Source organism: Paenibacillus sp. FSL R10-2736 (assembly GCF_038000245.1).
In the GTDB taxonomy this organism is placed as follows: Bacteria; Bacillota; Bacilli; order Paenibacillales; family Paenibacillaceae; genus Paenibacillus_AQ; species Paenibacillus_AQ phytohabitans.
Map to the genome: position 1 here is coordinate 215,643 of NZ_JBBOBN010000002.1, position 24,679 is coordinate 240,321.

The window sequence follows — 24,679 nt, forward strand, 5'->3', positions numbered from 1 at the left end:
GAGGAATTATGGATTACCCTATTAATATTTTACTTGTCGATGACCGGCCGGATGAGCTCCTGTCTATGCAGGCTTTGCTGGCCGACACACCTTATCAGCTGATTGGTGCAACCTCCGGCATGGAGGCCCTGAAATGTCTGCTGGAGCAGGAGTTCGCCCTGATTATTATGGATGTGCTCATGCCGGACATGGATGGATTCGAAACGGCGAAGCGGATCAAAGCGCGTCAAAAGTCACGTGACATCCCGATTATATTCCTCACCGCGCTGACTTCAGAGCTGGAGAACTATATGATGGCCTATTCAGCCGGAGCTATAGATTTCCTGACCAAGCCTTTCCATCCGATCGTGCTTAAGAGCAAAATTGACGGCTTCGTACGCCTCTATCGGACCCGCAAAGAGCTGCAGCTTAAATCCCAGGAGCTGGAGGCGGCGAATAGCGTTCTGACCGAGCTGAAGGACACTGCCGAAGTCGCTCTAAGGATCAAAAGCGGCTTCCTCGCCATGATGAGCCATGAAATCCGCACACCGCTGAACGGAATTATTGCCATGTCGGATGTGCTGCGGACCTCTGAGCTGGCGGCGGATGACCTGGAAATGGCCGAAATCATTCATACAAGCGGCCACGCGCTGGTGTCTGTCATTAATCATATCCTGGACTTCACCAAGATCGAATCCGGCAAAATGGAGCTGGACTATGAGCTCTTCAACCTCCACTCCTGCATCAAGGAAACCGTTGATCTCTTCCGGGCACTCGCCAAGGAACGCAATCTGGTCCTGGAGACCTTCATTGATCCAGCCATTCCCGCACTGCTCATAGGCGATCCCAACCGTCTGCGCCAGGTACTGAACAACCTGATCGGCAATGCAATCAAATTCACCTACTCGGGCGGCGTTAAGGTAGGGGTTCATCTCCGGCAAGCGATGGATAGGGTAATGGAGCTTGAGTTCATTATTGAAGATACCGGCATTGGCATTCCTGCGGACAAAATGAAATACCTGTTCCAGCCGTTCACCCAGATCGGCGCTACGATCAACCGTAAGTTCGGGGGTACCGGACTCGGGCTGTCCATCTGCAAAATGCTGGTCGATCTGATGGGCGGAACAATCTACGCTAAGCCGGATGTTGAGCAAGGGGCCGTCTTTATCTTCACGATTCAGGTCAGTGAAGGACAACCGGATTAGCGCCTTGTCCAGCTGTTTATCTCGGCAGCTGGCCGGACACCAGGCATATCAAAGAACCGCAAGCCTCCGGGGCTTGCGGTTCTTTGTGTACGGTCATAGGTCTGCTGCGCCTTATTCCACGCCTCCGGGCAGCAGCTCCACCTTCTTGTTATTCAGCACATTGTCCTCAAGCACGGCGAATTTATCGCCATACTCTTTAATAATATGCTGCTCTCCCCAAGCGCACAGGGAGTCCAGAATGGAGCCGAGTGTCTGTCCGTATTCACTCAGCTCATATTCCACTTTGGGCGGAACCTGATTATAGCTGATCCGGTTGACAATGCCGTCCTGCTCCAGCTCGCGGAGCTGCTGGGTCAGCATTTTCTGCGTAATATTCGGCATATGCCGCTTCAGGTCGCTTGTCCGCAGCTTGCCATGCGTCAGGTGGCAGAGAATAACGCATTTCCACTTCCCCCCGATGACCTCTAGCGTAGCCTCGACTGAAATATTATATTTTTTAGCCATTATAATGCCTCCTGTATGCTCACTTTACATCCCTGTATGTGTCTCTTAGCGGGTAGTTTATGGGTAGTTTATGGGTAGTTTATGGGTACTTTTTGGTACCTATAGTACTTTAAAGTACGTACTATCCATTTTCGCATCTGTACTCCATAATAGCACTTACCGGCCGGTGATTACCATAGTAGGAGTGAAGAACATGTCTCTGGACACAAAAAGAAGTACCCTCGCGCTGCTGGCTCTGGCGATCAGCGCCTTTGCGATAGGAACAACCGAGTTTATCAGTGTCGGGCTGCTGCCGCTCATAGCTGATGACCTGAATATATCCGTGACCACCGCCGGATTAACCGTAACTCTGTATGCGCTCGGCGTAACCTTCGGTGCGCCTGTGCTAACCTCGCTGACCACAAGAGTCTCCCGCAAAACACTGCTGCTCCTGCTGATGCTCGTATTCATCGCCGGTAACAGTCTTGCGGCCGCTGCTGGCGGAATCGGCACCCTGCTGGCCGCCCGGGTAATATCCGCCCTCTCGCATGGCCTGTTCATGTCGATCGCCTCCACCATCGCCGCCGACCTGGTGCCCGAGAACCGCAGGGCCAGCGCCATCTCCATTATGTTCACCGGCCTTACCGTAGCCACGGTCACCGGCGTGCCGCTTGGCACCTTCCTCGGACAGCAGCTGGGCTGGCGGGCCGCCTTCACCGCCATTGTCGTGATCGGCATCCTCGCGCTGATCGCTAATCTGATTCTGGTGCCCGCCGGACTCCGCAAGGGGACCCGCACACCGCTACGCGAGCAGGTCAAGCTGGTGACGAACGGCCGGCTGCTGCTGTCTTTTGCCATTACAGCCCTGGGCTACGGCGGAACGTTCGTCGTCTTCACCTATCTCTCCCCGCTGCTGCATGAGATCAGCGGCTTCCAGGAGAAGACGGTCGCTGTGATCCTGCTCGTCTATGGCATCGCCATTGCCATCGGCAATGTGATCGGCGGCAGAGCAGCGAACCGCAAGCCGATGAACGCCTTATTCTATATGTTCGCCCTGCAGGCCGCCGTGCTGCTGATCTTCACCTTCACGGCTCCATTCAAGACCGCTTCCCTGATCACCATCTTCTTCATGGGGCTGCTCGCCTTCATGAACGTCCCCGGGCTGCAGGTCTATGTAGTAATGCTGGCTGACCGGTTCGCGCCCGGCGCCAGAGATGTCGCCTCTGCTGTCAACATTGCCGCGTTCAACGCAGGCATTGCCATCGGAGCCTACCTCGGCGGCCTGGTCACCGATCATATGGGACTGATCCACACCGCCTGGATAGGCGCTGTCATGGTGTTCGGGGCCGTTCTGCTCACGGCCTGGAGCCGGGCGCTGGAGAACAGGGACGAACGTATGCAGCGGGCGGAAGCTGCTTAAGCTTAAGTGCTGTGTACGCCGCAAATGGAAATGTGCGCAGTCAAGCGGTATGCATGGTCTGATTATAGGCTATAGCTGCCGCAATCCCTTTCTCGTAATACCTCGCTCGCTGGCTGTGACGGGGAGAGCATCTTGCTTCTTAAATTCCTGCCCATAATACAACATTTCCCTCTTTATTCCGGGCAAATTTTAAGATTGTTGTATGAAATGCAGCATTTCTTGTCTTCTAAGCGGCTTATCGAAGAAATTATTGTATTTAATACAACAATCCTTTAGTAAATCCGGATATCAAGGAATCAAAGCTGCACTACGTACAACATTTTGCCCGTACAGTGTGAAATTAAAGTCTTCATTCTGTCATCAGCGAATCAATCTGCGGATTGAATGTTCCGCTTGTCTAATTATTATCTTAACTTTAACTACACTATTCCTTCAGGAGGTCATTCGATATGGCACAGCATTTACAAGATAGAACAATACTTCAGGGCGGCGTGAGTATGCCGTGGGTTGGACTCGGAGTTTTTCAGGTAGAGGACGGCGACGGGCTGGTGCAGGCGGTGAAGTCCGCAATTGCCCACGGCTACCGCAGTATTGATACAGCCGCAGTCTATGCCAACGAACACGGGGTCGGGCAAGCGGTCAAGGAAGCTATGGCCGGGAACAAGCTGACCCGCGAAGAGCTGTTCATAACCTCCAAGGTCTGGAATGCAGACCTTGGTTATGAAGAGACCCTTGCTGCTTACGAGGCCAGTCTTGAGAAGCTGGGTTTAGAATATTTGGATCTGTATCTCATTCACTGGCCGGTGAAGGGCAAATACAAGGAGTCCTGGAGAGCGCTCGAAGCCCTCTATAAAGCAGGCCGCGTCAAAGCCATCGGCGTCAGCAATTTCCAGATTCATCATCTGGAGGATATCCTGCAGGATGCGGAGATCAAGCCGATGGTCAATCAGGTTGAGCTGCATCCTTATCTATCCCAGCAGCCGCTGCGGAGCTTCGCTAAGACGCATGGCATCCAGATCGAAGCATGGGCTCCGCTGATGCAGGGCCAGTTGCTGGATCAGCCGGTGCTAACGGAAATCGCCGCCAGCCACGGCAAGTCCGTTGCCCAGATCATCCTGCGCTGGGATCTGCAGCATGGGATCGTCACCATTCCGAAATCAACCAGAGAGCAGCGGATCATCGAGAATGCCTCCCTATTCGATTTCGAGTTGAGTGACGCCGAAATGGACCGCATTGACAGCCTCAATCGTGATCAGCGGACCGGTCCCGATCCAGACAATTTCGATTTCTAAGCGGTTGACGTTCCGTCTGGTGTCCAGCCTGATGTGCAGCATGCTGTATATCTGCTAATAGAAGAAGCTCCCGCCTTCACAGTTTGAAGACGGGAGCTTCTTTTGCTCTTTACTCCTACTCTTTACTCCCACTCCTTACTCTTACTCCTTACTCTTACTCTTTACTCTTACTCTTTACTCTCACTCTTTACTCTTACTCTTTACTCTTACTCTTACTCTTACTCTTTACTCTTACTCTTACTCTTACTCTTTACTCTTTACTCTTTACTCTTTACTCTTTACTCTTTACTCTTTACTCTTTACTCTTTACTCTTTACTCTTTACTCTTTACTCTTTACTCTCACTCTTTACTCTTTACTCTTACTCTTACTCTTACTCTTACTCTTACTCCTTACTCTCACTCCTTACTCTCACTCTTTACTCTTACTCCTTACTCTTACTCCTTACTCTCACTCCTTGCCCCGTTTTCCCTTTCGTTGCCGTCTCTGCAGCTCTAACCGCCCACCATAGCAATAAGCACAGGTAGAGCCAGGAAGGATGCCAGCGTAGTCCAGACAATACAGCGCGAGACCAGCGATGGCGAGCTGCCGAAGCGTTCGGCCAGCACCACGGAATTGACCGCTACCGGCATCGAGGCCAGAATCAGCAGCACCGAGAATAAGGTGCCCGTAATGTTCAGCGCGAGCAGCACCAGTGCGGCCAGCAGCGGAGCCAGCAGCAGCCGGACGGTCAGCCCCGTCCAGAATGCAAGCTGCACGTTGCGCTCCGTATGCGCAGCCCGGACCTTCACCATCTGCGCGCCGAGAATCGCCAGCACTACCGGCGAGTAGGCTCCTGCAGCCATCGATACGCCCGAAGCCAGCTCATGCGGCATATGCAGACCGAGCGCCCGCAGCAGCAGGGCCAGAATGGCCGCATAGATGGCCGGCAGCGAGAAGACTGACTTCACGGCGCTGCGCACCGAGAACTGTGATCTGGCGGCAAAATACACGCCGATCGTATTCACAATCACCATCTGGGCGATGACATAGACCGATGCCTTGTCCAGGCCCAGCTGGCCGAAGGCCAGCAGCACCAGCGGCAGACCGTAATTGACGCTGTTCGTGAAAGTGGAGATGAGCGTCAGGCCGGCGGCTTCCGGCGGAGCCAGCTTCAGGATTTTGCCGATCAGGGTAGCCAGCCCCCATAAGAGAAACAGATTCAGCAGCGAGAATGCGAGCGTCTTATAGACATCATCGAAGGAGATTTCCGCCGTAGCAAGCGTATCCAGGATAATCGCCGGACTGAGAAAATACAGGTACAGCGTCAGCAGGGGCTTCGTGTCAAGATTCTTATAACGTCCGAGCAGCGCCCCGGCGGCCACCGGAATGGATAGCGGCACAATAACCTCTACAAGTGTCGATAGTACAGTCTGAATCACAAGCCAGGACCCCTCTGTTCTTTAGTTACTCCCTACTATACCCTTTGGGGCAAGGAGCGTCTAAGACCCGGAATCAATATCCTTAATAGAAACTGCCTATGGCAGCCCGCCGCTTGCAGTCTTTGCAACAATTTCCGCCCGAAGGGCAGAATCGGCACCTTACCAAGGGATAGATTAGACCTCACTACCCTGCTCTGCCAAGGTGCATGACAATCACCTGGAATTGACGGCATAGGCATCCCACTCTGAGATAATAGTTGGAAAAACGTATCTTAATTCGGCTTTTTATGATCCTTTGCCGCAATTAAGTGGATTAACGTCATTTAATTTCCTGCCTTTTCTCTATTCTGATTTATATGCAGCCTATTAAGTGCTGATTTTACAACTATTGTCCGGCAGGTAATCTTCCGCTCATAAGCAAGTGGAGAAATTCCATCTATTTCGATCCACTGGCTCTACCTCCACCACCGGTTATCAGGCGTAGCGTATAAATTCTTATCTTTAGACAAAAAATCCTGTACCCTTATTAAAGCAGGGTACAGGATTTAAGAATTACAGGATTTAAGATTTACAGCATTTTAATTTCAAGCAGCTCATATTTGATGACGCCCATCGGGGCATTGACGCTGATAATGTCGCCCACTTTTTTGCCGATCAGCTCTTTGCCGAGCGGACTTTCGTAAGAAATTTTGTTGTCCAGCACATCAGCCTCTGCGGGACCTACCACTCTATATTCAATCTTTTCGGAGTATTCCACATCATTCAGAATGACGATGCAGCCTACGCTGACTGTGCTCAGATCCATATTGCTGGAATCCACAATCTGCGCCTTGATCAGCATCTTCTCCAGAATCATGATCCGTGTCTCCATGAAGGATTGATCCTCCTTCGCGGAGTGGTATTCGCTGTTCTCCTTCAAATCACCGTAGCTGATCGCCAGCTTAAGCCGGGCTGCAAGCTCTTTGCGCCCTGCTCCCTTAAGTTCTCTCAGCTCATCCTCGAGCTTGGCCAAACCTTCTTTCGTCAAAAACACTTCGTCATTGTTGGACATGTATACAACTCCTATTTGTGCCTGCTTTACTGTATTCTACCCCATTTCAGGCGGAGTTGTAAAAAGAAATGGATATACTAACCATCAGCTTACCTGTTCGCCCTCTGCTTCCCGGCCCCGGCCTGCAGCACAGGAGCTGCCGCAGCCTTGCCGATTCCGCTTCTCAGCAGAAAGGTCAGCGGAATCGCCAGCAGGCCAACCAATGTAGCGATCAGGAAAATATCCTGTACGCCCAGGGTCATTCCCTGCGCCTTGATCAGCGCACCTGCCGCAGAAGCTCCGCCGCTGAGTTCCTGCTGATGGGCGAGTGATCTGGAGGCGAGCAAGGAGCTGAACACGGCAATGGACAACGCGCCTGTAGCTTGGCGGACCCAGTTCGTCACGGAAGAAGCATGCCCCGTAATCTGCTTGGGTACGGCTGACATCCCGGCATTCGTCACCGGCATGAAGGCCAGGGCAATGCCAACATTGCGCAGGGCCATCAGCATCGCCACACGGGTATGTGTAACGGCCAGCGTAATATGGCTAAGCTCCCAGGTTGAAGCGCTCAGCAGCAGAATACCGCTGAGAATGAGCCAGAACGGGCCGATCCGGGAATATAGCTTGCCGACGACCGGTGACATGACCGCCATTACGATCGAGCCGGGCAGCAGTACAAGTGCCGTCTTCAGCGGAGTGGACTGCTGGATGTCCTGCAGGAAGACCGGAATTAAGAAGGTCCCCGAGTATAACGCAACGGTAATAATACAGTTAATGATCAGACTGTAGGTGAACCGGTTCTGCTTGAACACCTTAAGGTTCAGCAGCGGCTCCTGCAGAGACAGCTCCCGGCGGATGAAGTAGGTTAAGGCTGCTGCACCAATCAGCAGCAGGGATAAGGTCTTCCATGAGGTCCAGCCCCAGGCATTCCCCTTATTGAAAGCGAGAATAATAAAGGCGCTGCTCAGAATCACGGTTACGAATCCAGGCAGATCGAAGCTTCTGCTGCTGGCGGTTTGACGCTGGAACGGCAGGCATTTCAGCGCTACCACAATCGCGATGATGCCGATCGGCAGATTGATCATGAACAGCGATTTCCAGCCGAAGTAGCCGGTAAGCCAGCCGCCGAGCGTTGGCCCGAAGGCAGGAGCCAGCATGGAGGACAGGCTCCAGAGGCTCATGGCGAAAGCCTGCTTCTCTTTCTCGATAAACTGATAAATCATCGTCATCGTCGTCGGGATAATCAGCCCGCCGAATATTCCCTGCACAATCCGGAAAATAATCAGGGAATGAATACTCCAGGCCACGGTACACAGCCCGGAGAACAAGGTGAAGCCCGACAGGGCAAACACATAGAGATATTTATAGCTCCACTTGTCGCCGAAATATCCTACGACCGGAGCAATTACGCCGGTAGCCAGCAGATAACCCGTAATCATCCATTGCACCGTGCTGATCTCTGCATGGAAGTCTTTCAGAAACACCGGGAACGCAACGTTAATCGTTGTTGTACTGAGAATGGCCATGAAATTACCGAAAAAGATGGCCAGAATAATAAGCCAGAATGATGAATTTTTTGCCGTCTGATTACCCAAGTATGCTCTCTCCTCTGCACTGCCACCACTATAAACATTAGCTTCACACTAATATAGGTGTATGATACAATCATTTCAATATACGTGTATTATACAACTATCATCCTGGAAGTCAATATGACTTATTTCATTAGAGTTTCATTATGCTTTCATAAATAACCGGCAGCTTTCGCTTAGGGCTGTATTATCACTTATAATATGGAGACATATAAGGCTGGACCTTAAGAATTACTCAATCATAAAGGACGGATACTAACTATGGCTGATGAACAGACTGATAAAAACCTCGAAACCCTGAACCATGAGCTCATTACGCTAATCCGCCTCGGCTCGCTGGATAAAAAACATGGCGGACTGGACCGCTCCTCCTACACCCTGCTCCACCATCTGTCGAACCACGATAAGGTAGGCGTTAAAGCGCTCGCCGAAGAATTCGGCCTCGATACCTCTACCATCAGCAGGCAGACGAGCGTCCTTGAGGCGAAGGATTATGTGGTAAAGGTGCCTGATCCGCAGGATGGAAGATCAAGCTATTTTCAGATTACCGCGCTGGGTGCGCAGACGTTTGCCGAGGCCCGGGACATCCGGCTGCAGCGCTATGAGCAGATTTTTGAAGACTGGTCTCCCGTGGACTGCCAGACCTTCAGCGGGCTGCTGGCCAGGCTCAACCGGAAACTGCAGCAAAAGCCAGACTAAGGATTGACGAATAATGACGAAACTGGTAGATTGAATTAATCATACAATTTAACTCGGAATTATATTTTAGCCAAAGGGGCTGGTTCTGCATGAATTTTATCTTCTTTTCCCCGCATTTCCCCAAGAACAGCGCTGATTTCTGTACCCAGCTGCAGCAGCAGGGGGCGACGGTGCTCGGGATTGGCGATGCCGAATATGACCAGCTGGAGGACAAGCTGAAGTCGGCACTGACGGAGTATTATAAAGTAAGCAATCTGGAGAGCTACGAGGAGATCCTGCGGGCCGTTGCTTTTTTCACCTATAAATACGGTAAGATTGACCGCTTCGAGTCGCTGAACGAATACTGGCTGGAGCAGGATGCCGCTATCCGCACGGATTTCAACATTTACGGCACCAAGTCCGATTTCGTCTCCAACCTGAAGCAGAAGTCCAAGATGAAAGAATTCTTCCATAAAAGCGGTGTAAGCACCGTTCAGTTCTCCACCGGGACTACGCGTGAAAGCGTGGAGAGCTTCATCCAAAGCGCCGGCTTCCCGCTGGTGGTTAAGCCCGATCTCGGCTCCGGTGCCAGCAATACGTACAAGATTAATAACGAAGAGGAGCTGCAGCACTTTTTTGACACCAAGCCGGAGGATGTAGCCTTTATTATTGAGGAATTCATCGATGGAGTTATCCTCACCTATGACGGGCTGGTGGATATTGACGGCAATGTGCGGTTCGCGGTCAGCCACCTGTTCGAGAATAGTGTCATGGAGGTCGTCAACACGGATAACCACCTCTACTATTTCTGTCTGAGAGATATCAGCCCCGAGGTAGAAGAGGCCGGGAAGAATATTCTGAAGGCTTTTGACATCCGGGAACGGTTCTTCCATATCGAGCTGTTCAAATCACACAAGGATGGCCGGATCATTGCCCTGGAAGTGAATATGCGTCCCCCGGGCGCCTGGATGACCGATGCCATTAACTTCGCATACGATGTGGATGTCTATAAAGAATGGGCCAGCATGATCGTACACAATGAGGTCGGCGGTCCTTACGAAGGCAAATATTACGTTGGCTATGCCAGCCGCAAGAATCATAAGCATTACGCTCACAGCCACGAGGACATCTACCGCACATTCGGCGGGCGGATTGTGAACTATGCCGAGATCGAAGAGGTATTCAGCAGAGCGATGGGCAACAGCGCTTATCAGTTCCGTTCTCCCGAGCTTTCGGAGGTTAGGGACATCAGAGGTTATATTCACCAAGAAGAGGGATAGGATGTGTTAACGGATGAGGATAAGCTACCATAAGGAGTACAGCCACAACCTGGGCAGAGACATGGAATATAAAATATACGGCCACGCCGGCAAACCGATGCTCGTCTTCCCCACGTCGCTTGGACGCTTTTATCAATATGAGGATTCGGGTATGATTGACACGCTCTCCTCCTTCATTGAAGCGGGCAAGCTGCAGATATGGGCCTGCGACAGTATTGATGAAGAGACCTTCTTCTCCACTCACTGGAATAACGAGGACCGGGTGCACCGCCATGAGCAGTATGATAAATATATCGCGTATGAGCTGATTCCCGGCATCCTCCACCAGAGCAAGCAGAACAACGGCGGGACCGATCAGCGCATTCTGATCTCAGGCTGCTCTATGGGCGCTTATTACAGTGCCAGCTTCTTTTTCCGTTATCCGCAATATTTCGATACCTTAATCGCCCTGAGCGGCGTCTATTCCACCTATTATTTCTTCGGCGACTATATGAGTGAGCAGATCTACCTGAATTCACCGCTGCATTATCTGCCGGGACTGACGGATGATTATTATCTGAACCAGTACCGCAGCAGCAACATCATCGTCTGCGTCGGACAAGGCGCGTATGAGGATGAAATGCTGCATGAGACCCGGCTGCTTCAGGATGTGCTCGGACGCAAAGGCATTCCCGCACGGATCGACTACTGGGGGCATGATGCCGGTCATGACTGGCCGTGGTGGAACAAGCAGATTCATTATTATGTGGAAGGCTGCTTGTAGCACGTGTATAGAAAAAAGAACGGGACTGTCCAGTCATCATTGCAGATGACTGCGGCAGTCCCATTTTTGGCATGCGCTCACCCGGTTCAAGGCAACAAAAAAAGGAAACCGCCAGGTTCAGCAGTTTCCTTCCAGCACTTACAGCCAAGTCTTATTCAGGCAAATGCTCTGAACAGAACAGAACCAGTGCTGCTTCCTCGTCTTCTTCCATATCGAAATCGAGAACCTTGCCTGACGATGTTTCCTGCAGATCGTAGCTGACAATGCTTGTCTGCTCTTCTTCCACTTTCACAATTACTCGGGCCGAAACACCGTTCTCTACGTATAGCTCATCATCTTCCGGCACATCCAGGTTAATGACGAACTCATATCGCTTGCCGCTTAGTATTCCAAAAGGATCTCTTACGTTCTCCACGGTGTAGCTTGTAAATGTCAACACGTCGCATTCCTCATTTCTCAAATCACTGCCAGATTATTGTAACACAAGTAGAAACGCCTTTGCTGTCCTTTTAGACAGCATCGTACTTATGATGACAAACTGCTGCCTAATTTATCCGGGAAACTGCGCTGCCGGCACCTCTGCCTTGCCTTTGGTCTTCTTGATCTGCTTGCTGCGCAGCTGTCCGCAGGCCGCATCAATATCGACTCCGTGCTCCAGCCGGGTGCTGACGCTGACGCCCTGTTTCTTCAGCGTATCGAAGAACGCACGCACGGATTCCCGCTCGCTCCGCTGGTACTGGCTATGCTCATCTACCGGATTATACGGGATCAGATTCACATTCGCCAGCTGGCGCCGGTCTCCGATTAACTCGGCCAGCTCCAGGGCATGCTCCTCACGGTCATTGATATCCTTCAGCAGGATATACTCCAGGGTAATTCTCCGGTTGGTCTTCTCCAGATAGTAATCAATCGCCGGCATTAACTTCTCTATAGGAATGGCACGGTTGATCTTCATGATCTGTGTCCGCAGCTCATTATTCGGCGCATGCAGGGAGATCGCCAGATTGACCTGCATATTGGCGTCGGCGAATTCTCTGATTTTGTCAGCCAGACCGCTGGTGGATACGGTAATGCCTTTGCCGGCAATGGCCAGACCCTTGTGATCCTTGATCGTAATCAGGAAATTCAGCAGATGCCGGAAATTATCGAACGGCTCACCGATGCCCATTACGACTACATGGCTGACCTTTTGCCCAAGACCGGCCTGATCCAGATCAAGCTGGACCTTCATAATCTGCTCGACAATCTCGCCGCTGGTGAGATCTCGGCTCTTCGCCAGCAGCCCGCTTGCGCAGAAGCTGCAGCCGATATTGCAGCCGACCTGAGTGGTGACGCAGACGGACAGACCGTACTTTTGCCGCATAAGCACCGTTTCAATCAGGTTGCCGTCTTGTAAGCGGAACAGGAATTTGACAGTGCCGTCAGCCGATTCCTGCTTCACATGCTCTTCCATCGTCTGAAAGACATAATGCTCTTCCAGCAGCTGTACACAGTCCGGGTTCATCCCCGTCATCTCTGCAAAGCTGGTAACCCGCTTGCGGTATAGCCATTCCCAGACAGCGGATGCACGGGATTTCTTGTGCCCATGCTCCAGCAGCCAGGCGGTCAGTTGTTCCAAAGTCAATCCATAAATGGATTCTTTATTCATTTCATATCCTCTTTTCAAAACTTTAAAGTTCAATCAATCTATTCTACCTTGCGGGGGACATTAGCAACAACAATAACTTATTGTCTCAAATTTTGTTTATTAAAACAAGGGGAAACGCTGCCGATTCCGGGTCATTTCCGTGCACATACGCAGAAAAGCGCACCCCGCGATCCGGGATACGCTTCCTGCTTTTTATTTGAAGACGGCGAACTTCAGTCCCTGTGCCTGAAGATACTCAATAATCTCAGGAAGTGCCTGGACCGTAACTGCTTTTTCGTGCAGCAGGTAGATGCCGCCTGACGGGTCCGTTGTATGGAAATAACGGAGGACCTGCGGGGCATTATCGGCTTTCCAATCCTCTGGGTCCCGGTTCCAGAGCAGCAGCTTCATATGCTGCCGCTTCGCCTCAGCGGCCAGCTCATCATTAACTGCACCATAAGGCGGACGGAAGATAGTTACCGCAGAGTTCATGTTCGACTCCAATTGCCGGCTGGCCCGCTCCAGATTCTGGCGGTTCTCCTCAGGACTGTTCCGTGTCATATCACTGTGATCCCAGGAGTGGCTGCCGACTGGCATGCCATGCTCACTAGCATAGCTGACCTCTGCCGGGCGGCTGCTGGCGTTCTGTCCAATAAACAGGAAGTTCGCCGCCACACCATACTCGTCCAGAATATCTACAATCTGCCTTGTGTACTGCGAGGGCCCATCGTCGAAGGATAAGGCCACATACCCCTGAGGCAGGCTGTATTCATAGCTGTTCCCGTCCAGTTCAATCTCTTCAACCGCAGTCTCCGGAGCCGCTGCAGAGGTATCTTCCGGGGTATCTTCCAGGGTATCTTCCGGAGCCTCTTCCGGGACTGCCGGGACTTCGCTGCTCTGGTAGGCCGCCGTCTGGATCACCGGTATAACATTAATAAGGGGACTGCTGCTGACGTCCGCAGCTACGGCTGCCTGCAACGGGTCCTCATGGGCTTCTGCGCTGTTGCTGAACAGCTTGCCGTCCATGCGCAGCAGGAACAATGCGATGAGGCAGCTGAACAGAATACCGCGCAGCAGTATGGCCCGGGCAGGCCGCAGGCTGCGGCTGCGTTTCAGTTGTCCAGGTCTATGCTGCGGCAATTCAAGTGACGGTACCTGAGCAGCAGGTTCGGGCCCGGCTGGACGTTCTTCCTCCTGCCGCGCCTTCACAAGCTGCGAGGCATACTCCTCGGAGCAGGCATAATACAGCGTTTCGCTAAACGTCTGGTTCATTTTGATCAGGGAGCTGAAAAAGCTGCGGCGGAAGGGGTCCCATTTGGGATAGAGAGACAGACGCACACGCTGACCCGCGAAGGGGCCAAGCATACTCAATTGCACATATGTATATTCATCGATGATTAGTATTTGGCGGGCGGAACCGCTGCTGTGGGTTAAACCTACCTCCATCTGATAGACGCCCTGCCTCTGCTCAAGGGACAGCAGCTCTACCATCCGAGCAGCGTTCGCCGGGTGTACTGGCATAAGTCCTATGTATCTCCGTTGCTGTCGTTACGCTCTGCCGGCGGAGTGCTTCCGCCAAAGGGTACGGTCATGCGGTTGGTGAAATCGCTGATCATGCTGGAGAGGTAGGTTTTCTCCTGCCGGACCGTATCGTATTTCTGTTTCAGGTGACTGTTCTCTGTCTCCAGGCGCCCGATCTTCTCTTCGAGCTCATTCATCCGCTTCAGCTTCTCGGAGATGGCATCATTATGTTTTTGTACAAGATTGGCATATTTCTGCTGCTCCAGATCAATGGTGCTCTTGAGCTCATCCATTTCTCCTGACAGGGTCGTGTGCAGCTCACGGTAATCCTCCAGTACCTGGTCCACCTTCAGATTCTTCTCCACCAGCTTATGCTCTAGCTCCAGGATGCTCTTCTCCCGCTCTTCAATTACCTTGTTCAGGTTCTTGAGATCCCGTCCCAGCCTCTCCACATGACTGCTGGAATGATTCAGCCGGTCCTGCAGCTCATGGTTATTCGTTTCAGCATGCGCTCGGGCCTGAATCATCTGCTCTACTGCGAAGACAAGATCCAGCGACTTTTTATCCAGCTGCGCTTTGCCGACGGACACGAGGCCGGGAGAACTTTCAGCCTTCTCATAATTATCGCTATCTTCGGGCGGAGGTTCGGCCAGTTGAACCTTTTGAACCATACCCGGTTTGGCCGGTTTGTCCACAGCTTCTTTCTTCTTAAAAAACGGAGCCGCCATCTATATAATCACCTCATTATAAATGTCAAAATATGTCGAGCATATACGAGTTTATTATAGTTGATTTAGCGGATGCGTTAGTGAGCCTTAGTATCTAACTTTACTAAATGTATCCAAAGGCCTAAGTTGCGCCATACAAGCCGCTGACAGGCTTATTTCAGGATAAATCACCTATGCCATTTGTACTGGACGTTCCCGAAAAACAAGGACCACACCGCGCCCGAAAATCCCGGATTATTCCGGCGTGTTGTCATAGCATCCTAAGGCCAGAGTAATACATCTCCCGGTTCAAATCCGGGATTTAACGCTTAACTGTACAGCAAACAGGCACCATCCTGACCGGACGGCACCTGCATGCATCATTATCCAAGTTACATCGGGAACCCCGCCTGCAAAAGGTCAAACAGCATAATTTCCTGAACAACAAAAAAACGCAGTCCGCAGGAAGCAGGGACCACGCTTTTCATCCAAACCATTATTTATACAGTACCTTCTCCACATTGTATTTCGCCTTAAGCTTGTTCACAATGTAAGTCTCATAAATTTCTCTGTCGACCGGGTCTTCCACGAGGCAGACTTCAATCTTGGTAACCTCGTCGCGGTGAGGCTTCATGACCGATACGTTATCTTCGAAGTGCTTCTTGATCCGCGGTCTCAGCTTGCGTGCCTTGCCTACAAACAGCAGCTCATCCTTGTCATTGTAGAACATGAAGATGCCGCCGGCTTCGCGGGTAATCAGGTGAAAATCCGAAAATCCGTAAATATGGCTGAGCACAGGGTTCTCCTGCTTAAAAATAGTAACTTCCGGTGCCGGAATGGTAATGCTGATCATTAAGCTTCACTTCCTCATTGTATATAGAAATAAATAGTATCACAGATTGGGAAACCTGACTATTTCTATCTTCTGCAGATTACTCCTGTTTTATAAGGGGATTTGTACATTTTCATCTGCACGGTTCTGGAGGGAATGGATCGTCGCTGTTATCCCCTGTTCAAAAGGCGTGGCCGGAACCGGTCCGGCTACCCGCTCGTACTTCGCACCGCTGAGCCGCAACGGCTCCTTCGTCAGATACAGCATCTCGACAATCTCTTTCATTACCGGTACAAACAGGCCGAGCAGTGACAAACCTGCTGCGCCTAAGGGGATAACCACTTTCGAGCTTCCGGCGGCTTCGCGGGCAATCCGGACGATCTCTTTGCCGGAGATCACGCCTGCTCCAGGAATGTTCCAGTTCTGCCCATAGGCCTCCTCGCGGAGGGCGAGCTCCACCATCATCACTGCCGCATCCGGCAGATAGACGTATTCGCGCGGAACGTTCATATTGCCGATGAACATCGCGAGTCTACCGGCAGCTATGGCTTCCAGCGTCGATCCGAGGTAAGAGGCTTCATTGGCCGTGGGGCCGTAATAATCCGGCAGGCGGACAATCATTCCCTTCGTGCCGCTCCAGCGCGGGCTGAAGAACATCCGCTCGAATTCCAGCTTTATTTTCCCCTTGCGGGTATGCGGATTCTTCGGATAGTTCTCGTCAATCGGCTGCTCATTCACTCTTCTGCCATACGGATAAATCCCGTCTACAGCCACTACCTTCGCCCCCAGGCGGTTCGCGGCCTCCATCACAGCTTCACCCATCGGCAGCAGCTTCGCGGCCATTTCGTGATAAGGCACCGATGCACTGTGAAAAATAACATCAGCCCCGCGCGCGGCCTTAAATACATCATCCGCACGGAACACATCTCCGGTCTGCAGGCTCAGCCCTGCTGGATTCCCGAGCTTGGCCGCGAGCTGTTCCAGCTTCGGCATGGAGCGCCCAAAGGCTACAGTCTTGATCCCTCTTCGAAGCAGCTCGGCAATAATCACCGTTCCTGTCCCTCCGGTTGCTCCCAGTACCATCGCTTTATTTATCATTTGAAATTCCTCCTGGTATAATAGATTGTTATTTATTATTAATTTTTGTTAGTGATTGATCACTAACTAAATAATAAAAATAAATGGTAGATAGCTGAACTTAATTTAAGCTGTTAACTGAAATCCTGCACGAAATACAACATTCTACCCAGGAAATCGGGCTAAATTGAACATTGTTGCACAAAAGGCAGCATTCCATCTGATTCAGGCGGCTAAGTGGAACAATTCATGTATTTCGTACAACAATAATTACGAAGCCATCCGTATCCATGAGCCCAAGTTGTAATACGTACAACATTATCTATTCATGACCGCTTACCTGCGCTCAGAATGAAATGATGGACACGTACCACTATTTCGTTTCGTTCAAGCTTTGCTTGTTCTTTGCTAATTCTTTGCTAGTTATCCATTACATTATTAAGTTATTGATCAGTCACTACTTGAGCCTGAAAAAATGATGATCCGGCTGGATGGGAATTATGTAGCAGCTGACTCTTGCCTGTGGCTCTGAATTTTGCTTAATCCTCCTCCAGCGCTTGTTGCACCGTTACTCCGATCATCCCCCAGCCCGCTCCGCGATGCTTACAAATGCTTCGGCTTCAGCTCCGGCATTCCCAGCGTGAGGGCGATATTGCAGAGCATACCGTTAGCCATGAAGGTGCTCACCTCCACCTCCGGGTGCGCAAACCCTGCTGCCGAGAACTTGCTCTCCATCAGACGGGTTACCTCCAGAATTCCAGCCTGCATCGACTGGCGGATAGCTTCATCCCGGATGCCGATGGCCTGCACCTGCAGAATAATCTCATTCGGATGGGTCTCCATCAGTTGCTCGTATAGCTGAATGGCCTCTGCAAGGAGATGGTCTGCGGGAGCCTGAAGCCCTGAGAAGGTGCGGAGAATCCGTTCAAAAGCCCGCTCCAGCGCAGCAATGAACAGCTCCTCCTTATTCTTAAACAGCTTGAAGATATACGGCTGGGATATCCCCACCTTCTCGGCCACCTGCGCGGTTGTAGCCCGGTAATAGCCATGTTCTGCAAACACAACTACAGCCGACTCCAGAATCTGCTCCCTGCGGTTTACCGGAACGGTCTCCTCTCCTTTGGAACGGATAGTGCCCGATTGCTTGTTCATATAGTTCTCCCTTTCTGCCGGAATGTTAGGTGATCGTTTGGCTGTCTTTTGGTTATTGATCAATCACTCTCTTGTTTAGCAGTATATACTTCAATCTTTAAATAATCAACCACAGCCTGAAAAATAATAATTACTGAACAAAATCTCCCGGAAGGCGAATCAGCACGAATCAGCACCAATCAGCACCTCCCTAAGGTTAATTTAGACCTCACTCACCATTCCGGCTAAATTTCACTTTGGATTAGCAACTGCAAAAATGGAAAATGGAGGTGATAGACCTCCGCTCCCTAATTAATTGGATAAACGTATCTTAATTCGGATGTTTCGGAGTATTCGAGGGAATTAGTTGGATAAATGCAATTTAATTCCATGTATTTCCTCCGTTCTGATCTATTGCAGCATATTAAGTGCTGATTTTCCAACTGTTTCCTCGCAGGGGCTCCTCCGTTCATGAGCAAGTGGAGAAAAAGCAACTATTTCCGGCCGCCATACTGCCAAGCCCTTTCGCCTAGACAGCCGTGCCGCCTGAATCAAATCGCGCATCGCCGCACCAGCTCCCCTTTCAACCGCGTGCAGAGAGATTGCACGCGGCGCTAAGCCAATTATTCCCCCTATAATTATTTACTTTGCCGGACCGGACGCTGGACCGGAGTTAGTGGGGGTGATGGAAAGGACATGTCATCGCTTCGGCAGCGCCCTGTTGCTCAGACTCTGCTGCCGGATCATCCGTCCCCGCATGCAACGAGGCAGAGCCGCCAGCTTCACTGGATGGACCGGCTGCTGCATCTAACCCGTCCGCGTACGCCTTCTTCTGGTACATGAAACGCGGACTTAGATGCAAATCCCTCAAGGTGTTATCGTTCCAGATCGGCGTGGACGAAGGCGACATCGGGGGAATCAGCCAGCCCCATTTGCCTGATACTTCGCGCCCCTGCCGCTTCTCCTGTTCCTGGAAGCGGACGAACTGATCTGCCGCTGTATGGTGATCGACAATACTGACCCCGGCCTGCTTGAAGGAATGCAGTACAGCGCGGTTCAGCTCCAGCAGCGCGCGGTCCTTCCACAGCGAGGTATTAGTCGAACGGTCCAGGCCCAGCAGATCAGCCACTGCTGGCAGGCGGTTATACCGTTCTGTATCCCCCAGATTCCGGGAGCCGATCTCCGTTTCCATATACCAGCCGTTGAATGGCGCCGCCGGGTAACGGATGCCGCCGATCTCCAGGCACATATCCGAGACAACCGGAACGGGATACCAGCGCAGGCCCAGCTCTGGGAACCGTCCGATCTCCGGATGAGTGAGCGGAATCTCCTGCACAAGTCCCGGCGGGACGGGGAACCAGCGGGGTTCCTCCCCGCCGATGCTGATGACAAGCGGCAGAATATCGAAATCCCCGCCTGTCCCCTGCCAGCCCAGCTTCCGGCAGACCGCAGTGAACTCATCCGACGCAGGATCACCAGCACGCGGCTGCTCCCCGTCCCCGGGATAGCCGGCATAACGGATCAGCTGATGATTCCAGATCCGGATAGCTCTATCCGGCTGCTCTCCGCTGCGGAATACGGTAATGACCGGCCGGATCCTGCCGCCGTTATTCGCATGCTCCACATGCCGGAATAGCGCCTCGGCCACCTCCTCCGCAGTCTCTGTCCCGCGCGCGTCAAGCACTGTAAGCGAATGCCAGAACAGCCTTCCGATACAGCGGCTGTTATGACGCCAGGCCATCCTCGCCCCATGGGTTAGTTCTTCCTCCGTATGTATATAGGTGCCCGTAAGAATTACCTCTTCATGTATATCTGCAAGACGCCGCTCCCGCTCACTCTCTGACTTGTCCAGCTCCTGGTAACATGCAGTGATGAAGGATTCCGCCTGCCCGATTAATTCATCAATGTTAGGCTGCTGATCTATTCGATTCATTCTTTCACTCCTTGTTTCTGATAAAATAATGTTGATCAACTCCGCTATTGGAGCGGATAACTACATGCTGGGGTGATGAGGTTGAGCAAATTCGGAATGTACGCGAAATTCACCGCTAAACCGGGTGAACGGGAGGCATTGGCTGCCATTCTGCTGGAAGCCGCAGCGGCGGCTGAGCCTGTCCAAGAATGCGAGCTGTATATCGTGAACCTCTCGGAATCCGAGGCGGATATCCTCTGGGTCACAGAAGTATGGAGCAGTGCGGAAGCCCATGCTGCTTCCCTTGCCCTGGAGGCCACCCGTGCCACGATCCAGCGGGCCATGCCGCTGATTGCCGGAGTCGAGCCGGTCAAGCTAATACCTGTAGGCGGAAAAGGGCTGGCGTTCGGCTCAACTGCCCCATAGGCGGCTGAACCCTTATACCTTCCCTGAAATAGAGGCAAGGAATGCAGCCCTAGGGCAGTAATCCTTGCCTCTATCTCATGATGCCCGCCTTGCCGGCAGCCCCGCTGCCATCCTTGCGCAGTTCCGCTTCAATCAGAGCACTTATTTCAGCTCCAGCTCAGCCAGCCTGGCGATAATCCGTCTTTTGCGGTATAGCATACGGGCAGCCTCCGTCACATCCTCCAGCGTCTTCCGGTTGAGATACGCGCCAAAGAACATGCCTGCAACCGGAACAGTCTGGAGCAGCTTTTTCCAGCCCCAATTGTCACGGTATACCATAACAACCTCTTTCCAGCCCTGAATCTTCGAGACTGCCGCGTTCGTTCCGGCAATGATGTTGCCGTCCCCGCCGGCCTGCAAATTCAGCTCCCGCAGAATCGTCCGCTTGCCGACAATATCGGAGGATGCGAATTGCATCACCTTCACAGTGAATATCCGTTCCGCCTTATCTGTCGGATCGTAGCCATAGCATAGGCCAATCTCCTGGATGGCCTTCAATGAAAGTCCGAGAACAGCCGGAATATCGGCAGCAAGGGTGAAGATTCCGCCGAAGCCGGTAGTAGCCCCTTGGGCAGTTGCCGTATTCCGGCTCCTCTCTGAGAGCCGGAGCGCTGCCGCATCCATTACAGCCAGCGGATACGGCCCGTTGCCCGTCCCCCCGGCTGCCACGCTTGCCTCCCCGATCAGCGTGCCTACCTTGCGCCCGGCAACCAGATAGTTGCCGCCATTCTGGATGTAGCTGCCCAGCTCATCCAGCAGCTTGCCTACCTTCTCATGAATAATCTTCGGTGTGATTTTATCAAGCAGCTTGAACGGCAGGCGGGTAATCCGGTCCCAGATCATCAGCTTATTCTGCTCTTTCTCCCACTTGGCAATCCGGGCAAGTTCCGCATGCAGTGTCTCGGGTGTCTCAAGCGGTACCCGTGAATCATTAGCTTCCGGCATATTTATGCCTCCCTTGAATGATGGTCTTGTCATGTTTGTTGCGTCTGCGTCTTAGTGGTATTACTACGTAGCCTTCCCCTGATCCGGTTCACGTATATTATAGATGTGCCTGATACCTTATAACCTTATTCACTCCGAATGATTGCACAAGTTTGTATAAGCTGGCCCCTAATTAGATAAATAGCAAACAGGCATTCCCGGAGTAAATCCGGAAATGCCTGTTGCAGCAGTAACGCAGGTGCTTAATAGCCTGCCGAATTCAGGCCGGCTTCAGACTCGGAGCAGATCACGCTGGCTATTGCTCAGGCTTTAACTCTGGCTTTAGCTGCGGGCCTTAGCTACGGGCCTTGCCGCCAGGTTCGTCCAGTAAAGCGAGTCTGCGTTTCTCTTCGGCCAGCCTGTCTTCAGTCAAGTCTACACCGTGTCCGCCGACTGATCCTTCGGGAGCATGGCGAACAGCTTCCTCCGCATGCTCCAGGCTATTCTCCGCCTGGTCAATCATCTGTTCCGCCGGATGGCTTAACGCCTGAGTTACAGCGTTATGCAGCTTGGTCACAGAATCCTGCGCCTGATCCACCGTGCTGTTCGTCCGCAGACTGGATTCGTAATGCTTCATAAGTATACTTCCCCCTCAATCACGGTTTCTGTTCTTCTCTAGGATGGATTGGAGGCGGGAATCTTATGCAGTAATCCTGACAGCCGGTCAGCTTAGGGCTGATATTTGCAGGGTTGTGCTGAACAGTAACGGCAACTTATCGTGATTAACCAGGTAGCGTTCATTATTCCCTTATAGCTCAATTCATTTCCTTACGGACCTTAGAGACGTTATTGCCCTCATAACGCTGACTTTTCCCTCCATGCGGACTGGAGGGATCTTATTCCTGCATAAGGAGGGCTAAGCAACTCCAGATGCACACAATAACGGCGCTAGTGTCCACAACACCGCCAGAACATATGAGATTACCTAAATAATGTCCCTGGTGTCCATAAGCGTATACGGCGGCGGACTGTGATATGAGGCTTATAACATAAATTGGCAGCGAGAGCTTGAGTCCCGGGCAGGCGGCATTATCCGGGGCTTGGCGTGCAGCCGCCGCGAACCTTGAGCGGCGGCTACACCAGCAACATGGCGGTGAGAGTCATCGCCGCCAGACCCAGCAGGACCGGCTTCAGATTGCGCCGGGCCAGCTCGAAGGGGCTGACGCCGCAGATCGCCGCGGCGGGAATGAGCGCCCACGGGATCAGGGTGCCGCCGCCGACCCAGATGGCGGCCACCTGCCCAAGGGCGGTCAGGGTTGCCGCGCCGGAATGGATCGCGGCGGCGAACAGCCCGGCAATCGAGCCGGCCAGCGAGATGCCGGAGAATCCGGAGCCGTCGAGACCGGTGATCGCGCCGATCACCGTCAGCGTTACGGCTCCCACGGCACCGTTAAGCGGCACGTGATCCGCCAGGGCAACGCCCAGGTCGTTCACGATGCCGTGCGAGCCGTCCGGCAGCACCTGGCCGAACAGCTCGGTGAAGGCCGAGTCGCCAAGATAGAAGAAGGCGGCGATCGGGATAACCGGTCCAAAGACCTTGAAGCCGAATATGAATCCTTCAATGAGATAAGCCGTGATTTTCTCCAGCCCCTGTCCCTGGCTGCGGTGGGCCAGCAGGGTGATGACAATCAGGATCAGCACGGCGGTTCCGCCGACCAGAGCTGTAGCATCACCGCCCTGCAGGTGCAGCATGAACATGGCTATCACATCCAGGAGGAAGAGCAGCGGGATGGCGATGGCCAGCGCTTTTCGAAGCCCGGCGCTCATGTGTACCTGCCCGTCATCGCCCGTCCCGGCTGCAGACAAAGGTCCTGCTGTGCCTTGGTCAGTGACCAGGCCGTCTCTCCACGTTCCGTTCTTCTGGTCTCTGCGCATCATCCAGAAGGCAGTGACAGTAGTTACAACCCCCATAACAATAACCAGCGGAATACTTGCCTGCATGACGCTGGATACCGGAAGACCCGCAGCATCCGCAGTCAGCTTCGGCGCTCCCTGGATAATATAATCGCCGGAGAGGGCGATCCCGTGCCCGAACAGATTCATTGCCATCGCCGCACCAAGTGCGGGCAGTCCCACCCGGACAGCCACAGGCAGCAGAACTGCCCCGACCAGTGCCACCGCAGGGGAAGGCCAGAAGAAGAAAGAGGTCACCATCATGATCAGCCCGATCCCCCAATAGGCCATTGCAGGTGTGCGCAGAAACCGGGTGAGCGGGGATACCATCGTCTCGTTGATGCCTGTAATAATCAGAATCCGGCTCATCGCCACAATAATGGAGATAATCATAATGGTGCCGAGCAGCTCTTTGGTAGCATATACGAAGGAGTTGAAGATTCCCGACACCGATCCGCTGAGTGTGGCCGTTGCCAACAGCCCCAGCGCCAAAATCCCGGTCACGCAGATCATTGTCGTATCACGCCGCCGGATCAACAGCGCCAGAATGAACACAATGAACACTAAATAGACCCAATGAATCGCCGTAAGCTGGATACCCATTATCCTGCGCCCCCTTTCCACTTACTTATAGCAAGTAGGTGCTATATGCTATGCAGGGGCATAGGCTGGTGTTCGTACAACCGGGCACGGCTGCACCATCCTTATAAAAAAAAAGACCCCGGAATCCACGCAAACCACGGATTCCGAGATCAATATATAGGTGTTTCCCTATTAAGGCTGCCGGTTAGCCCTCCGCGCCCGGATGAAGGCCAGCTGCTGCAGCCGGTCCTGGGTAGAGCTTCCGCTCCATAGACCAAGTTGCCCGGTAGGGCCCCCGCTGCTCTTCCCTGCTTCTTCCGGTGAAGGGGCAGAAAGGGACAGGGTACAAGTACCATCCCTGTAGATGATCAGGCTATGATCAGCAGAGAGGTGATCTTTGGCGACATACTCATCGATGTAGCCGTATATTTTTCTTAAGGTCACAGGATCTTTGCTCATCTGCTGCAGGATATTCGGGGCAATCACAATCTCCCGCACATCATCCCTGGCTCCCTTGCCGGCACTGTCCGCACCCTTGCTCCCGTCCTTGGACACCGCTGTGATCCGGACAGGCAGGCCGTATTTCTTCCTGATTCTGCGTGCCTGATCTTCAATGGCCGCAGCAACAGCTGCCAAAGTCTCCGAGAAACTAAGCACAGACGACTCTGCCGGATCATGGGCCTCCTGATGCGGTGAACGGGTCAGTGAAGCGGCTTGAATCCGGGAAATGGGAATATACATCGAACATTCCTCTTCTCGATAAAAGTTCAGGACAACTCTTTATCGGTGAAAAGAAGAAGATTGCT

General features: G+C 52.5%; 23 protein-coding genes. 7 read left to right on the forward strand and 16 right to left on the reverse strand.

Features of this window, described 5'->3' with window-relative positions; all coding sequences use genetic code 11:
* Positions 1 to 8: 8 nt before the first annotated feature.
* Positions 9 to 1,184 carry an ATP-binding response regulator gene (locus NSQ73_RS28915; RefSeq protein WP_340989631.1) on the forward strand — a complete coding sequence of 392 codons (1,176 nt, stop codon included), beginning with the start codon at positions 9 to 11 and terminating at the stop codon, positions 1,182 to 1,184.
* Positions 1,185 to 1,295: 111 nt separating this feature from the next.
* Here NSQ73_RS28915 and NSQ73_RS28920 read toward each other — a convergent pair whose 3' ends face one another.
* Complete coding sequence (locus NSQ73_RS28920; RefSeq protein WP_042140412.1) at positions 1,296 to 1,688, reverse strand: winged helix-turn-helix transcriptional regulator; 393 nt, start codon at positions 1,686 to 1,688, stop codon at positions 1,296 to 1,298.
* A 193-nt stretch (positions 1,689 to 1,881) separates the two neighbouring features.
* Here NSQ73_RS28920 and NSQ73_RS28925 point away from each other — a divergent pair, with 193 nt between their 5' ends.
* Together NSQ73_RS28925 and NSQ73_RS28930 are read left to right on the forward strand one after the other, a co-directional pair.
* On the forward strand, positions 1,882 to 3,087 hold the full coding sequence (locus tag NSQ73_RS28925) for an MFS transporter (RefSeq protein WP_340989633.1): 1,206 nt from the start codon (positions 1,882 to 1,884) through the stop codon (positions 3,085 to 3,087).
* 449 nt (positions 3,088 to 3,536) lie between these two features.
* Complete coding sequence (locus NSQ73_RS28930; protein WP_336102716.1) at positions 3,537 to 4,379, forward strand: aldo/keto reductase; 843 nt, start codon at positions 3,537 to 3,539, stop codon at positions 4,377 to 4,379.
* A gap of 493 nt (positions 4,380 to 4,872) precedes the next feature.
* Here NSQ73_RS28930 and NSQ73_RS28935 read toward each other — a convergent pair whose 3' ends face one another.
* The 3 genes from NSQ73_RS28935 to NSQ73_RS28945 all read right to left on the reverse strand — a co-directional run bounded on the left by NSQ73_RS28935 (position 4,873) and on the right by NSQ73_RS28945 (position 8,424).
* The gene (locus tag NSQ73_RS28935) at positions 4,873 to 5,799 is read right to left on the reverse strand and encodes an AEC family transporter (RefSeq protein ID WP_039294905.1); all 927 of its coding nucleotides are present in this window, start codon (positions 5,797 to 5,799) and stop codon (positions 4,873 to 4,875) included.
* A 568-nt stretch (positions 5,800 to 6,367) separates the two neighbouring features.
* On the reverse strand, positions 6,368 to 6,850 hold the full coding sequence (gene greA / locus NSQ73_RS28940; RefSeq protein WP_042140416.1) for a transcription elongation factor GreA: 483 nt from the start codon (positions 6,848 to 6,850) through the stop codon (positions 6,368 to 6,370).
* An 89-nt stretch (positions 6,851 to 6,939) separates the two neighbouring features.
* The gene (locus tag NSQ73_RS28945; RefSeq protein ID WP_340989636.1) at positions 6,940 to 8,424 is read right to left on the reverse strand and encodes a DHA2 family efflux MFS transporter permease subunit; all 1,485 of its coding nucleotides are present in this window, start codon (positions 8,422 to 8,424) and stop codon (positions 6,940 to 6,942) included.
* A 258-nt stretch (positions 8,425 to 8,682) separates the two neighbouring features.
* Here NSQ73_RS28945 and NSQ73_RS28950 point away from each other — a divergent pair, with 258 nt between their 5' ends.
* From NSQ73_RS28950 to NSQ73_RS28960, 3 genes are all read left to right on the forward strand, one after another.
* Entirely contained in the window at positions 8,683 to 9,120 is a 438-nt protein-coding gene (locus NSQ73_RS28950) for a MarR family winged helix-turn-helix transcriptional regulator (protein ID WP_340989637.1), read from the forward strand.
* 89 nt (positions 9,121 to 9,209) lie between these two features.
* Complete coding sequence (locus NSQ73_RS28955; protein ID WP_340989638.1) at positions 9,210 to 10,379, forward strand: ATP-grasp domain-containing protein; 1,170 nt, start codon at positions 9,210 to 9,212, stop codon at positions 10,377 to 10,379.
* Positions 10,380 to 10,392: 13 nt separating this feature from the next.
* Positions 10,393 to 11,142 (forward strand): esterase family protein, encoded by a 750-nt coding sequence (locus NSQ73_RS28960; RefSeq protein WP_039294924.1) that lies wholly within the window; start codon positions 10,393 to 10,395, stop codon positions 11,140 to 11,142.
* Positions 11,143 to 11,293: 151 nt separating this feature from the next.
* Here the strand turns inward: NSQ73_RS28960 and NSQ73_RS28965 are convergent, their stop codons facing one another.
* The 8 genes from NSQ73_RS28965 to NSQ73_RS29000 all read right to left on the reverse strand — a co-directional run bounded on the left by NSQ73_RS28965 (position 11,294) and on the right by NSQ73_RS29000 (position 19,970).
* Entirely contained in the window at positions 11,294 to 11,581 is a 288-nt protein-coding gene (locus NSQ73_RS28965) for a DUF6509 family protein (RefSeq protein WP_039294928.1), read from the reverse strand.
* Between the two features lie 111 nt (positions 11,582 to 11,692).
* A complete protein-coding gene (gene rlmN / locus NSQ73_RS28970; protein WP_039294932.1) occupies positions 11,693 to 12,790 on the reverse strand; it encodes a 23S rRNA (adenine(2503)-C(2))-methyltransferase RlmN in 1,098 nt (365 codons plus the stop codon).
* 192 nt (positions 12,791 to 12,982) lie between these two features.
* Positions 12,983 to 14,290, reverse strand: a complete 1,308-nt coding sequence (locus NSQ73_RS28975) for a polysaccharide deacetylase family protein (RefSeq protein WP_340989642.1) — start codon at positions 14,288 to 14,290, stop codon at positions 12,983 to 12,985.
* 5 nt (positions 14,291 to 14,295) lie between these two features.
* Positions 14,296 to 15,018, reverse strand: a complete 723-nt coding sequence (locus tag NSQ73_RS28980) for a hypothetical protein (protein WP_340989643.1) — start codon at positions 15,016 to 15,018, stop codon at positions 14,296 to 14,298.
* Positions 15,019 to 15,493: 475 nt separating this feature from the next.
* Entirely contained in the window at positions 15,494 to 15,850 is a 357-nt protein-coding gene (locus NSQ73_RS28985) for a nucleotide excision repair endonuclease (protein ID WP_340989645.1), read from the reverse strand.
* A gap of 90 nt (positions 15,851 to 15,940) precedes the next feature.
* A complete protein-coding gene (locus NSQ73_RS28990) occupies positions 15,941 to 16,927 on the reverse strand; it encodes an NAD-dependent epimerase/dehydratase family protein (protein ID WP_340989646.1) in 987 nt (328 codons plus the stop codon).
* Positions 16,928 to 17,509: 582 nt separating this feature from the next.
* Positions 17,510 to 18,058, reverse strand: a complete 549-nt coding sequence (locus tag NSQ73_RS28995) for a TetR/AcrR family transcriptional regulator (RefSeq protein WP_340989647.1) — start codon at positions 18,056 to 18,058, stop codon at positions 17,510 to 17,512.
* A gap of 652 nt (positions 18,059 to 18,710) precedes the next feature.
* A complete protein-coding gene (locus NSQ73_RS29000) occupies positions 18,711 to 19,970 on the reverse strand; it encodes a nitric oxide synthase oxygenase (RefSeq protein WP_340989648.1) in 1,260 nt (419 codons plus the stop codon).
* 81 nt (positions 19,971 to 20,051) lie between these two features.
* Between NSQ73_RS29000 and NSQ73_RS29005 the strand changes: the two genes are divergently transcribed.
* On the forward strand, positions 20,052 to 20,375 hold the full coding sequence (locus NSQ73_RS29005) for a putative quinol monooxygenase (RefSeq protein ID WP_039294950.1): 324 nt from the start codon (positions 20,052 to 20,054) through the stop codon (positions 20,373 to 20,375).
* A gap of 141 nt (positions 20,376 to 20,516) precedes the next feature.
* Here NSQ73_RS29005 and NSQ73_RS29010 read toward each other — a convergent pair whose 3' ends face one another.
* The 4 genes from NSQ73_RS29010 to NSQ73_RS29025 all read right to left on the reverse strand — a co-directional run bounded on the left by NSQ73_RS29010 (position 20,517) and on the right by NSQ73_RS29025 (position 24,614).
* A complete protein-coding gene (locus NSQ73_RS29010) occupies positions 20,517 to 21,359 on the reverse strand; it encodes an EcsC family protein (RefSeq protein WP_340989649.1) in 843 nt (280 codons plus the stop codon).
* 334 nt (positions 21,360 to 21,693) lie between these two features.
* Positions 21,694 to 21,975: a hypothetical protein gene (locus NSQ73_RS29015; RefSeq protein WP_340989651.1), complete on the reverse strand. Its 282-nt coding sequence runs from the start codon at positions 21,973 to 21,975 to the stop codon at positions 21,694 to 21,696.
* Positions 21,976 to 22,472: 497 nt separating this feature from the next.
* A complete protein-coding gene (locus tag NSQ73_RS29020; protein ID WP_340989652.1) occupies positions 22,473 to 23,894 on the reverse strand; it encodes a hypothetical protein in 1,422 nt (473 codons plus the stop codon).
* A 171-nt stretch (positions 23,895 to 24,065) separates the two neighbouring features.
* Positions 24,066 to 24,614, reverse strand: coding sequence for a hypothetical protein (locus tag NSQ73_RS29025; RefSeq protein ID WP_340948648.1), 549 nt, complete (start codon positions 24,612 to 24,614; stop codon positions 24,066 to 24,068).
* Between the last annotated feature and the right edge of the window lie 65 nt (positions 24,615 to 24,679).